This window comes from Capnocytophaga sp. H4358, assembly GCF_002302515.1.
GTDB lineage: Bacteria > Bacteroidota > Bacteroidia > Flavobacteriales > Flavobacteriaceae > Capnocytophaga > Capnocytophaga canis.
The window spans coordinates 256,281-269,131 of record NZ_CP022380.1 but is presented as its reverse complement, the minus strand read 5'-3'; the positions used below and the strand labels follow the sequence as shown (position 1 = coordinate 269,131).

Here is a 12,851-nt window from a genome sequence, read left to right as displayed (position 1 = left end):
CTGTACTATATTATTTGTTATCAGATTGTTGTTAGGTGATTGAGGTAAGGATCTTGGCCTTTTGATAAAATTTAAATAGCAACCATATAAAAATAAATAGCGTATGAATTTTAGTTATTCCGAAACACAAAAGATTGTAGCTGAGACGGCCAGAGATTTTTCTGAAAAATATATTCGTCCTAATGTCATGAAATGGGATGAATCGCAGGAGTTTCCCGTTGAGGTATTCAGGAAAGCAGGAGAGATGGGCTTTATGGGAATTTTAGTTCCTGAAGTTTATGGAGGTTCGGGGCTTGACTATCATCAGTATATAGCCATAGTGGAAGAAATTTCAAAGGTTGACCCATCGATAGGTTTGTCGATAGCAGCTCATAACTCACTGTGTACAAATCATATACTTTCTTTTGGAAATGAAGAACAAAAACGAAAATGGTTGCCAAAATTGGCTTCAGGTGAATGGATTGGAGCTTGGGGAATTACTGAACATAATACAGGGTCTGATGCAGGAGGAATGAGTACAACAGCTGTGAGAGACGGTGATTTTTGGGTGTTGAACGGAGCTAAAAATTTTATAACACATGGAAAATCAGGTCAAATAGCAGTTGTCATTGCACGTACTGGAGAAAAAGGAGATAAACATGGTATAACAGCTTTTGTGGTAGAACGCGGTACTCCAGGGTTTAGTTGTGGTAAGAAGGAAAATAAATTAGGAATGCGAGCCAGTGAAACGGCCGAAATTATCTTTCAAGATTGTAGAATTCCAGACTCTAATCGATTGGGAGAAGTAGGAGATGGGTTTATTCAAGCAATGAAAATTTTGGATGGGGGACGTATATCTATCGGGGCTTTGTCGTTAGGAATTGCTAAGGGAGCTTATGAAGCCTCGGTGAAATATGCCAAGGAGCGTATGCAGTTTGGACAAAGATTGATTGACTTTCAGTCTATTGCGTTTAAAATAGCCGATATGGCAACTGAAATAGAGGCTTCCGAGTTGTTGTTGCATAAAGCCGCTTATTTGAAAAATACAAATCAGAAAGTAACCCAGCAAGGAGCGATGGCAAAAATGTACGCTTCTGAGGTATGCGTGAAAGTTTCCACTGAAGCCATTCAAATTCACGGTGGTTATGGCTATACTAAGGATTTCCCTGTCGAGAAATTTTTCCGTGATTCCAAATTGTGTACTATTGGAGAAGGAACTACTGAAATTCAAAAATTGGTCATCAGTCGAAATATAGATAAAGCCTAATTCCGAATAATATACAATAAGCTAATGCCATGGTAAAAGCATTAGCTTTATCTTTTTTGTATGAAATCTTACTAAATCATGATACTTCGAACATTATGATATGTTAGTAAGATTTCTACGAAATTAAGGTGAAACCCTGTAAATATTTAATTTTTAACTCTTTGAAAAAGATGTTTTTATATAGGATATACCGCATATTTGAAAAGTAAACACTTAATTGTAAAAAAATGATTCGATTTGCAATAAAAAATGATGCTGATTTTGTAGCTCCACTGATGTTTCAGGCAATGGAAGAAATTGTTTTCAAACTCATTGGGAAAGAAGATAAAACTCAAGCAATTTCTTTCTTAAAAATACTTTTTTTGGAGGAAAGAAATCAATATTCCTACACAAATACAATTGTTTTTGAAGAAAATAGCCAAGCTATTGGCTCTTTAGTTTTTTATGATGGTGCCGATTTGCACGAACTTAGAAAGCCTGTTCTGACATTGTCTGAGCAAATTTCTGGAAGAAAAATCATTGTTGAAGACGAAACTTCCGAAGGAGAGATTTATATCGACACAGTAAGCGTAAGCCCTCAAGGACAAGGAAAAGGCATTGGTTCACAATTAATTACTTTTCTGCAAGAGTATGTTTCTAAAAACAAACTTGGAAAAATCGGGCTACTTGTTGATGAAAAAAATCCACAAGCCGAAAAGCTCTATACACGCTTAGGATTTGAATATGTGAATAAACAATCACTAGCAGGTGGAAGTTATAAACATTTGGTTTTTGAAACACATAAATAAAAATACACTTAATGCAATTCTCTATACAATCTGATTTTCAGCCTACTGGCGACCAACCTCAAGCCATTAAGCAACTCACACAAAGCATCGAAAAAGGGGAAAAATATCAGGTCTTACTCGGTGTGACTGGCTCAGGGAAAACCTTTACTGTGGCTAATGTGGTGCAGAATGTACAACGTCCAACGCTTGTTCTAGCTCATAACAAAACCCTTGCTGCTCAATTATATAGTGAATTTAAAGCGTTTTTCCCAAACAATGCGGTGGAATATTTCGTGTCGTATTACGATTATTACCAACCCGAAGCCTACATTCCCACTACGGGAACATACATCGAAAAAGATCTATCCATCAATGAAGAAATCGAAAAATTACGGCTTAGCGCTACTTCTTCCTTGCTTTCAGGACGACGCGATGTGTTGGTTGTGGCTTCCGTTTCGTGTCTGTATGGAATCGGGAATCCTATTGAATTTCAGAAGAATGTAATCACCATAAAACGAGGCGAAGTACTTCCACGAACCAAATTTATGCATCGTTTAGTGCAAAGTTTGTATGCCCGAACCACTGCCGATTTCATTCACGGAAATTTCCGAGTGAAAGGCGATGTGGTGGACGTTTACCCTGGCTATTCCGATACGCCTTTCCGCATTCATTTCTTTGGAGATGAAATCGAAGAAATTGAGGTTTTCGACCCGCAAACTAACAAAGTATTAGAACGTTACGATAGTTTGAATATCTATCCTGCCAATATGTTCGTAACCTCGCCCGATGTGTTACAAAAAGCCATTTGGAACATTCAGCAAGATTTGGTCAAACAAGTGGAATATTTCAAAGAAATTGGTAAACACCTGGAAGCAAAACGTTTGGAAGAACGCACGAATTTCGATTTAGAAATGATTCGCGAGTTGGGATATTGTTCTGGAATTGAGAATTATTCACGTTATTTAGACGGAAGAGAGCCTGGTTCGCGTCCGTTTTGCTTGTTGGATTATTTCCCTGATGATTTTCTGATGGTTATCGATGAAAGTCACGTAACTATTCCGCAAGTACACGCAATGTATGGAGGCGACCGCAGTCGGAAGGAAAATTTGGTAGAATACGGCTTTCGTTTACCCGCAGCTTTGGATAATCGTCCACTGAAATTTGAGGAATTTGAAGCCCTTCAAAATCAGGTGATTTACGTAAGTGCAACACCTGCCGATTATGAACTTCAAAAAACGCAAGGAGTTTATGTTGAGCAGATTATTCGTCCGACAGGATTGCTCGACCCTGAAATCGAAATTCGTCCGAGTGAAAACCAAATTGACGATTTGGCGGAAGAAATTCAGCTCCGCGTAGAAAAGGACGAACGTGTTTTGGTAACCACTCTCACCAAGCGAATGGCGGAAGAGCTTACTAAATATTTGACCAAAATTGGGGTACGTTGCCGATACATTCACAGCGACGTGGATACCCTTGAACGAGTGGAAATTATGCAAGATTTACGTCGTGGATTATTTGATGTTTTGGTAGGTGTAAACTTGCTTCGTGAAGGTTTGGATTTACCTGAAGTTTCGCTTGTTGCCATTTTAGATGCTGATAAAGAAGGCTTTTTGCGTTCTACACGTTCGCTGACTCAAACGGTGGGACGAGCTGCCCGAAACGTAAACGGAAAAGCCATTATGTATGCCGATAAAATTACTCAAAGTATGCAAGTAACCATTGATGATACCAACTATCGACGTGAAAAACAGATGAATTACAATTTCCGTAATGGAATCACTCCCAAGCCATTAAACAAAAAAATCGAAAATACACTTAGCAAAAGTCCAATTACTGAATTTCATTACGACCCTTCGTTTAAACATGTAGCAGAAGCCGAAACTTCGTATATGACAGAAAAAGAGCGGACAAAAAAAATAAAAGAACTCAAAAAACAAATGGAATCTGCTGCTAAAGAATTAGATTTTGTAAAAGCAGCACAATTGCGCGATAGGATTAAAGAATTGGAAACAATTTAGAATCATAAAAAACGTCCGAAAAGCTTTGCCTTTAATGGTTCATAGACAAAACTTTCCGGACGAATTTTAGTATGAGCATGCTTAAATTCCATTAGTAAGTGCAATTTTTTGGGATCGTTTTTCTCTCTTTTTTCTTTGGGCTAGCCCAAAGAAAAAAGAGAGAAAGTAAAAAAACTTTCTCCCTTCAAAAAAATGTTATTTCTTTGTCAAATAACCAAATAAGACAATGAAATATAAACATTTAACTTTGGAGCAAAGATACGAAATAAAAGCATATCTTAAATGTAATAAATCACAAAAATTTATTGCTCAGCAAATGGGCGTTTCAGAAAGCACTATCAGTAGAGAGCTTAAGAGGAACAAACTCAAAAGAGGGGGGTATAACCCTCAAAACGCTCAGGAACAAGCCAATATTCGCAAGGAAAGATTTGCCGTAAACAGGAAGTTTACCCCAAAGGTAGCAGCTTTTGTAGAAGAGAAAATAAGGCGGGAACAGTGGTCTCCTCAGCAAATCGTAGGTTACTGTAAAAAGCACGAAATAAGTATGGTAAGTACTGAAAAGATTTATCAATATATCCGAGAAGACAAGGAAAAAGGAGGAGATTTATATCAATATTTAAGACATCAGTTAAAACATCGAAAACGCCCCGTTTCAGGCAAAAAAGAAGTGATAAAAAACCGAAAACCAATTCGTTTACGCCCTGAAATCGTTTTGACTAATGAAGAATTTGGACATTTTGAGGTAGATTTAATCGTGGGGGCAGAACATAAAGGAGCGATTCTAACGATTGTAGAAAGAAAAACAAAATTTCTAATAATGAGGAAGTTAAGTGGTAAAAATGCAAAAAGTTTAGCCAAAGCAATGATATACGCTTTGCTCCCTTATAAAGATTATGTGAAAACCATTACCAGTGATAATGGATTAGAATTTTCTGAACATGAGTATATTAGCAAGAAATTAAGTTGTGATTTTTATTTTGCCAATCCGTATTGTTCTTGGGAGCGAGGATTGAGTGAAAATACCAACAAACTTGTACGACAATATATCCCTAAGGGTACTTATTTTGAGAAAATTAGCAAAGAGAAGATTAAAGAAATTCAACATAAAATTAACCGAAGACCGAGATTAACATTAGATTTTGAAGACACTATCCCTCTAAGTGTGTAAGTTAAAAAGTTGGGGTTAAGTTTTTATAGTTTGAGTCTTTGTGCAAATATAAGCATAAATTGGTTCAAGACAATCCCCCAATTTTGGATAGGCATACTCCACTTTTTGGTAGCTTCTCTCAAAGCCAAGAAAACGGACTTTTGCACAGCTTCGTCTGTTGGGAAAGACAGCTTGTTTTTGGTGTATTTCCGAATCTTACCATTCAGATTCTCAATAAGATTGGTTGTGTAAATAATTTTTCTTATCTCTAACGGAAAATCGAAAAATACGGTCAATTCGTCCCAATTGTCATACCAAGATTTGATAGCATAGCCGTATTTTGACTCCCATTTTTGGGCAAAATCTTCCAAAGCAACCTTGGCAGCTTCCTTGTTAGGGGCAGTATAGATGTGTTTCATATCGGCTGTAAATTCTTTTCTGTCTTTGTAAACCACATACTTACAAGCATTCCTAATCTGATGAACCACACATATTTGCGTTTGTGATTGGGGAAAAACCGTGCGAATGGTTTGCGTAAATCCGTTTAAATTATCGGTGGCAGTAATGAGAATATCTTCCACTCCACGAGCCTTTAAATCAGTGAGAACGCTCATCCAAAAGGCGGAACTTTCATTCTTTCCGAGCCACATTCCTAAAACTTCCTTTTTTCCCTCTCGATTCAAGCCCACAGCAAGGTAAATGGTTTTGTTGACAACTTTTGAGTTCTCACGAACTTTAAAAACGATGCCGTCCATCCAAACAATCAGATACAGCTCGTCCAACGGGCGGTTCTGCCAAGCGACCATTTCATTGGTAACCGCATTGGTAATCCTTGATATTGTGGAAGTTGATACTTCAAAGCCGTACATTTCTTGGATTTGTTCTTCGATGTCGCTCACGCTCATTCCTTTGGCATAGAACGATACGATGATGTTTTCCAAACCATCGATAACGTTCTTGCGTTTAGGGACTAACATTGGGTTAAAACTACCGTCTCTATCCCTAGGAACTTGGATTTGTTCTTCGCCAAAGGAAGTTTTTATCTTCTTGGAAGTGTGTCCGTTACGATAATTTCCATCTTTAGTTTTGTCGTGTTTTTCGTTGTCCAAGTGAACGTCGAGTTCGGCATTGAGCATATGTTCCACCGCTTTTTTGTGGAGCTCTTTAAAGAAACCTGTCAAGTCCTCAGCAGTCTTAAATGACTTGTAAAATTCTTTGCTGTTGAGCAATTCTTCCTTGTTAATCATATCTGTTTAAATTATGGGTCAAAAATAGTTAAAAAGTTATTTCCGAAATTTTTTTTGAGCTTTTAAGGGCTCAAAAAATTTCAGAATAACTTTTCAACTTACACAGATTATGGGATACTCCTATTTTGAAGAACCTAAAAATTTATTTTATAAATTCGTGGCATAAAAAATTGCACTTGGGGGTTGAATCTAAGATGTGTTAAATTTGGTCGTGCTTTAAGATTTTTTTTCCGTTTTTTCCTATTTTTGTACTCTGACTATCGGAGCAATGCAGTGTAATTGTGATTAAGATTTAACAAAAGTACTACGTTTTTTCCTGATTGTTAATTTTTTATGTCATCATACTTTTTACAGTACGACCAAATACTTTTCCGTTACCTGCAATTTTAACCAAAATACCGCTAAAACCTATGACGAATAAAGTGAAATTTTTGAGAGAACAGAAAAATTTAACGCAAAATGAACTTGCAGAAAAATCGGGAATTTCTTTGCGCACAATTCAACGGATTGAAGCGGGAAACATTCCAAAAGGTTTCACCTTGAAAACCATTGCAAAGGCTTTGGATACTCAACCCGAAAATCTATTTGAAGAAAAAGAAAAATTTGAAAGAGCGAAATTGATTAATTTTTCTGCGTTGTCAGGACTAATTTTGCCATTTGGAAACGTGATTATTCCACTGATTTTAACATACAGAACCAAAGATTTAAAAAACAAAACTATTGGAAAGGAAATTGTAGGCGTTCAAATTATCTTAACGGTGATACTTTCGGTTTCAATGATTTTAAGTCCATTTATTCAGAAAATAATTGGAGCGAAATTTCCTCTTTTTGTAGTTCCACTAATCATTCTTATTTGTGCAAAATTGTTTGTTATTATAAAAAATGGGATTAGTTTGAATCAAAAACAAGATTTATCTATTAAACTGAAAAACAATTTTTTATAACCCATTTCGTGAAATTGTCGTAAGATTGTCGCCCTTAATTTTTAATGTTTTCAAATTAAATTGCAGAAAATTGCAGAAAAATTTTGAATGAAAACGCTTATGAAAACATTTGTAAAAATCTTATTGACATTTTTGGTAATTATTGTTTTGTCCTCAATAATTGGATATTTTTATTTTGACAAAAAATTTACTCCTGAAAAAAATTATCTCAATATTAAAAATGAAAGTGGAGAAATTTTTATAAAATGGGGAAATGAAAAAAACAGCATTCTGTTACCCATTAAATTTAGTGGAAATTCCACAACTTATTTTATGCAGTTTGATACAGGAAGTCCTTCAACTATTTTCTATAAAAAAGCGGTAGAAAATATTCCGAATATAAAAATAAACACACAAAATAAAAGGGCTATTGCAAGTTTCAATTTAGGAAATTCAATAATTTCTTCCGATAAGTTTAAGGTTTTAAATTATGGAGATAAAACGGACACTCTAAAAATTATTGGAACAATTGGTTCCGATATTTTAGAGAATAGAATAACAGTTCTAAATTTTAAAGAAAATTTATTAGAATTTAATATAGATAAAATGCCAACGAACTTTGAAAATAAACTATCTGATTTCCAATTCAAAAAAAGAAAAATAATTATAAAAGGAAGTTTGAGAGGTAAAGACGAAAAATTTTTATACGATACGGGAACAAGTGCTTATGAATTGGTTACGAACAAAGAAGTTTGGCAAAAATTAAAGTTAGCAAATTCAAAAATTAAGATTGAGAAAGAAAATTCTTGGGGAAATATTTTGACAACTTACACCTCAAAATCTAATGAAGAAATATCTTTAGGAAAGAATAAAATTCATTTGAACACTGTTACTTATGTAGACGGATTTTCACAAACTCAAAGTTTACTGATGAAATTTTCTGGAATGACGGGAATGTTAGGAAATAAAATCTTCTTGAATAACAAAATTCTGATTGACGGAAAGGTAATGAAAATAGGCGTTGAATAAAAAAACGGCAGGTAGCATCGATTTAGCAAAAGTCGGGGTTAAAGGAAAGATTGAATTTCAGTTTTTAAAATTTAGTACTACAAAAATTGTCCGAAAAGTTTTTTGAGTATTCATAAGAGATTCATAGACAAAACTTTTCGGACAATTTTAGAGAATATCAAATCTTTACTGTCGCCATTGTGATGGATTTTGACGCCATTCTTTGAGAGTATGTAGCTCATCTTTAGTGATATACCCTACCTTTAACGCTTGTGTCAATAGGTTTTCGTAGTCGCTGAGCGTATATAGTTCTACTTTTTCATTTGCAAAATTGGTGTGAGCCAAATCGAATCCATAGGAGAAAATCGCAATCATTCCCAAAACATTTGCTTGACTATCCTTAAGAGCTTTAACCGCATTCAAACTACTCATCCCCGTACTGATAAGGTCTTCAATAACGATAACGTTTTGATTTGCTTCCAGAAGCCCTTCGATTTGGTTTTGTCTACCGTGTTTTTTAGGCTCAGGACGTACGTAAATAAAAGGCAAACCGAGTAGATTTGCTACTAGCATTCCAATACCAATTGCTCCGGTAGCAACTCCAGCAACCACTTCTGTTGTTGGAAATTTTTCCTTAATTTGTCCTGCCATTTGTGAGGCAACAAAATTACGAACCTCTGTGTATGAGAGAATTATACGGTTGTCACAATAAATTGGCGATTTCCAGCCCGAAGCCCATGTAAAAGAATTTTCAGAATTCAATTTAATTGCTTTTATTTGCAATAAAAATTCAGCTGTTTTTTGTGCAGTGTTACTATTTAATACCATTTTGATTATGTATGAAATTTTTGTAAACAATAAATCTATCGTTCTAACAAGTGTAGAGCAGACAAATGTAGGTGAAAATAATAAGAATGTCAAATATTTTCCTCTAAAAAAGGAAATTACTATTGAATTTCTTATTTCTGAAATAAATAAAGAAGAAGTTGATAAAATCTACCTTTATCATCCGAAAGAGGAAAAACTTTTGAAAAAATTCAAGAAAAAAGTTACGACCATAAAGGCAGGTGGAGGTATTGTAACCAATGCAAAGGGTGAAATACTTTTCATAAAACGACAAGGTAAGTGGGATTTGCCTAAAGGAAAGAAGGAAAAAGGCGAAAACATCGTTGTTTGTGCTTTGCGTGAAGTGGAAGAGGAAACAGGAGTTAAAAAATTGAAAATCATACGTTTTAATACGATTACCTATCACATATTTAAGCATGATGGAGCATATTTCATGAAAGAGACTTATTGGTATGATATGTTCACCAAATACAAAGGAAAACTAAAACCTCAAACAGAAGAAGATATTGAAAAAGTACGTTGGAAAGCTCTCTCGGAGATTCCAGAGCTGTTGAACAATTCATATCGAAGCATTCAAAAAATATTTGAAGGAATAGGGGAGAACAAGGAGTGATTTTCTTTTAAAAAAGAGTTCTTTTGCTTTGGAATAATACATAAGAAATGAAAAGAAACATATTATTAGCCTTACTTTCAGGAGTACTGTTAGCAATTTCGTGGCCTACTTATGGTTTTGCGATGCTTATATTCATAGCGTTTGTACCTTTACTGTTTGCAGAGCAACATATCCGTAAAAATTACAAGCATACCAAACGAAAATTGTTTTTCGTTAGCTATTTATCTTTTTTAGTTTGGAACGTAATTACCACGTGGTGGATTTGGCATTCTACTCAAGGCGGTGCAGTTTTTGCTATTTTAGCAAATACTTTATTGATGACCATCGTTTTTATGTTATATCACATAGTAGCCAAACGAATGGTTCGGAAAGTAGCATATATTTTTCTAGTAGCAATATGGTTGTCGTTCGAAAAATTTCATTTGTCATGGGATATCTCGTGGACATGGTTGAATCTAGGAAATGTATTTTCAGAATATCCTGCTTGGGTACAGTGGTACGAATATACAGGAACCTTTGGCGGAACCTTGTGGGTTTGGTTGGTTAATATTATTTTATTTTTATACGTAAACGCTTTTTTTGAAACAAAAAACAGAAAAATATTGGCTAAGGGTGTTGGAATTTCGGTTTTATGCTTTGCTGTCCCTGTTATTTTTTCTTATTTCACGTATATTAACTACAAAGAAGATGAAAACCCGATAGATGTTATTGTTTTACAGCCAAATGTAGATCCTTATTATGAAAAATATCAGATTTCTAATCCTGAAATCGCTAATTTATTAGTCAAGTTATCTGAAGATAAAATAGATCATAACGTCAATTTTATTGTTACTCCTGAAACTGTTTTTGGAGATAATATTGGGTTGAACCAATTGCAACAATCATGGGAGATTTCTATATTACGACAAATGGTGGCTCAATATCCGAAATTGAACATAGTTGGCGGTGTAGCAATGATTGATTTTATCCAAGATGAATCCTTACTAACTCCTCAGAGCAACTATTTGGAAAAACACAACGTTTGGTACAACGACTACAATTCAGCTTTTTTGCTAAATAAAAATGCTGATATTCCTCTTTATCATAAATCGAAATTAGTGGTTGGTGTGGAAAACTTCCCATATCAAAGTGTTTTAAAACCTATTTTTGGGGAAACGTTGATAGATTTAGGAGGAACAGTAGCTTTAAAAACTACTCAACCACATCGAAGTGTGTTTTACGGGGAGCAAACTAAAGGAAAGGCTGCTCCAATTATCTGTTATGAGTCAATTTATGGTGAATTTGTGACCGATTACGTCAAAAACGGTGCGAATTTTTTGGCTATATTGACCAATGACGCCTGGTGGCAAAACACCCAAGGACATAAGCAATTACTAAGTTATGCACGTTTGAGAGCCATCGAAACTCGCCGAAGTATCGCCCGAAGTGCCAATACAGGAATTTCAGCTTTTATTAATCAACGAGGCGATGTGCTAAATTCATTGCCCTATGATACGCAAGGTAGCTTACGAGGGACTATCAACTTGAATGAAAAAATTACATTTTACACGAAAACAGGGGATTATTTAGCTCGAATATCCTATTTTTTGAGTTTGTTTGTGTTTTTATACGCAATAGCTCGGAAAAGGGAGGTGATATTTCGTAATTAGTAAACAGCAAATAGTAAAACTTTTAAACCTTTAGCCTTTACGGTTGGAGGTTTATTTTTTTTTGTAATAAATTTTATTACATAAGAAAATTATGTATATTTGCAACATAAATATATAAGACGATGAAAAAACAAAATTCAGCACTTTATAAAGGAAGTCTGAGTACCATCATTATGAAGCTGTTACAGGACAACGGACGAATGTATGGCTATGAAATTACTCAGAAGGTAAAGCAGCTTTCGCAAGGAGAGATTGCCATAACTGAAGGTGCTTTATACCCAACTTTGCATAAACTCGAAGCCCAAGGATTACTTACACCTGAAATTGAGCAGGTAGACAACCGCATTCGTAAATACTATAAAATAACGGAGAGCGGTATCAAAGAAACCGAAAAACAGGTGTCTGAAATACAAAATTTTATAGCTTGTCTTCAGAACATTATTAATCCTCAGAGAGATACGGATTTAGTACCCGTTGTAAAACTATAATTCCAATAAAGATAAAAATATTCCACAGATACCCTGACGGATTATTTTTTAGATTTTAGATATATTCTGTTGAAGTTTGTGTTATCAGTGGAAACAAAATCGTAGAAATATATTGCAACATATCTCTGCAATAAAAAGCAATACCATATAATATGAAAACTGTAACCCCAAAACAAATCGAACGTCTGTATGAATTTACGCATCAGTGTCAGGTGAAATACTTTGACGTACAAACTGAACTGGTTGACCATTTAGCAAATGCTATCGAAACACATTGGCAAGAATTTCCTGACGACGATTTTGAAATCGTTTTAATACAAGAAGCTCAAAAGTTTGGTACTTTTGGTTTTAAGGAAATTACAGAAGAGAAAGAAAAACAACTGCGTAAACGATATAAGAACATTATTTGGAAAGAAATAATCGCTTTTTTCTCGTTCCCAAAAATTATAATGACAATAATTCTGACAATGTCATTATTTATTTTGTTAAACCTATCTTCTGACAAAGGAACCGTTGTTAATGTGCTGTTTATGAGTACCTATTTAACAATTATTTCTTTCTTCATCCAACAATATATCAGGAAGAAAAGACAGAATCAAAACGACAAAAAATGGATTTTAAAGGATATTATTTTTAATAATGGTTGGTGTGCTTCTTTTTTAGTAATCATACTTAACACACTTTCTATGGCTAATATTCATCATACTGAGTATATTGAAAATAAATATTTTATAAGTATATTTTCTTTTGTCATAGTTCTTATTTATATTTTTTCTTATTTGGTGTTATTTCATATTCCTTTCAAGAGTGAAAAATATCTTACAGAAACATATAAGGAATACAAAGTAGCAAAACTTACATCGTAAAAGTAATGCGAGTTTGTTACAAGTCAGAAAATT

The 12,851-nt window shown here is 34.5% G+C and carries 12 protein-coding genes; 10 read left to right on the top strand and 2 right to left on the bottom strand.

Annotated elements, in window-relative coordinates:
- The first annotated feature begins 103 nt into the window (after positions 1 to 103).
- The 4 genes from CGC49_RS01155 to CGC49_RS01140 all read left to right on the top strand — a co-directional run bounded on the left by CGC49_RS01155 (position 104) and on the right by CGC49_RS01140 (position 5,199).
- Positions 104 to 1,246 (top strand): acyl-CoA dehydrogenase family protein, encoded by a 1,143-nt coding sequence (locus CGC49_RS01155; RefSeq protein ID WP_095893191.1) that lies wholly within the window; start codon positions 104 to 106, stop codon positions 1,244 to 1,246.
- A 227-nt stretch (positions 1,247 to 1,473) separates the two neighbouring features.
- A complete protein-coding gene (locus tag CGC49_RS01150) occupies positions 1,474 to 2,034 on the top strand; it encodes a GNAT family N-acetyltransferase (protein ID WP_095911668.1) in 561 nt (186 codons plus the stop codon).
- Positions 2,035 to 2,045: 11 nt separating this feature from the next.
- Positions 2,046 to 4,031 (top strand): excinuclease ABC subunit UvrB, encoded by a 1,986-nt coding sequence (gene uvrB, locus CGC49_RS01145; RefSeq protein WP_095911667.1) that lies wholly within the window; start codon positions 2,046 to 2,048, stop codon positions 4,029 to 4,031.
- 226 nt (positions 4,032 to 4,257) lie between these two features.
- Positions 4,258 to 5,199: an IS30 family transposase gene (locus CGC49_RS01140; protein ID WP_095911666.1), complete on the top strand. Its 942-nt coding sequence runs from the start codon at positions 4,258 to 4,260 to the stop codon at positions 5,197 to 5,199.
- Positions 5,200 to 5,222: 23 nt separating this feature from the next.
- On the opposite strand, the gene CGC49_RS01135 is transcribed toward CGC49_RS01140, so the two are convergent.
- Positions 5,223 to 6,425 (bottom strand): IS256 family transposase, encoded by a 1,203-nt coding sequence (locus CGC49_RS01135; RefSeq protein WP_095893597.1) that lies wholly within the window; start codon positions 6,423 to 6,425, stop codon positions 5,223 to 5,225.
- Positions 6,426 to 6,835: 410 nt separating this feature from the next.
- Here CGC49_RS01135 and CGC49_RS01130 point away from each other — a divergent pair, with 410 nt between their 5' ends.
- Positions 6,836 to 7,369, top strand: coding sequence for a helix-turn-helix domain-containing protein (locus CGC49_RS01130; protein WP_095911665.1), 534 nt, complete (start codon positions 6,836 to 6,838; stop codon positions 7,367 to 7,369).
- 99 nt (positions 7,370 to 7,468) lie between these two features.
- Positions 7,469 to 8,377 carry a hypothetical protein gene (locus tag CGC49_RS01125; protein WP_095894415.1) on the top strand — a complete coding sequence of 303 codons (909 nt, stop codon included), beginning with the start codon at positions 7,469 to 7,471 and terminating at the stop codon, positions 8,375 to 8,377.
- Between the two features lie 165 nt (positions 8,378 to 8,542).
- On the opposite strand, the gene pyrE is transcribed toward CGC49_RS01125, so the two are convergent.
- Positions 8,543 to 9,184, bottom strand: a complete 642-nt coding sequence (gene pyrE, locus CGC49_RS01120; protein ID WP_095912654.1) for an orotate phosphoribosyltransferase — start codon at positions 9,182 to 9,184, stop codon at positions 8,543 to 8,545.
- Between the two features lie 7 nt (positions 9,185 to 9,191).
- Between pyrE and CGC49_RS01115 the strand changes: the two genes are divergently transcribed.
- The 4 genes from CGC49_RS01115 (at position 9,192) to CGC49_RS01100 (ending at position 12,818) form a co-directional block, all read left to right on the top strand.
- Positions 9,192 to 9,815 (top strand): NUDIX hydrolase, encoded by a 624-nt coding sequence (locus CGC49_RS01115; RefSeq protein ID WP_042343285.1) that lies wholly within the window; start codon positions 9,192 to 9,194, stop codon positions 9,813 to 9,815.
- A gap of 47 nt (positions 9,816 to 9,862) precedes the next feature.
- The gene (gene lnt / locus CGC49_RS01110) at positions 9,863 to 11,464 is read left to right on the top strand and encodes an apolipoprotein N-acyltransferase (RefSeq protein ID WP_042008436.1); all 1,602 of its coding nucleotides are present in this window, start codon (positions 9,863 to 9,865) and stop codon (positions 11,462 to 11,464) included.
- A 122-nt stretch (positions 11,465 to 11,586) separates the two neighbouring features.
- Positions 11,587 to 11,952, top strand: a complete 366-nt coding sequence (locus CGC49_RS01105) for a PadR family transcriptional regulator (RefSeq protein ID WP_095911664.1) — start codon at positions 11,587 to 11,589, stop codon at positions 11,950 to 11,952.
- 152 nt (positions 11,953 to 12,104) lie between these two features.
- Positions 12,105 to 12,818, top strand: a complete 714-nt coding sequence (locus CGC49_RS01100) for a hypothetical protein (protein ID WP_095911663.1) — start codon at positions 12,105 to 12,107, stop codon at positions 12,816 to 12,818.
- Positions 12,819 to 12,851 lie beyond the last annotated feature (33 nt).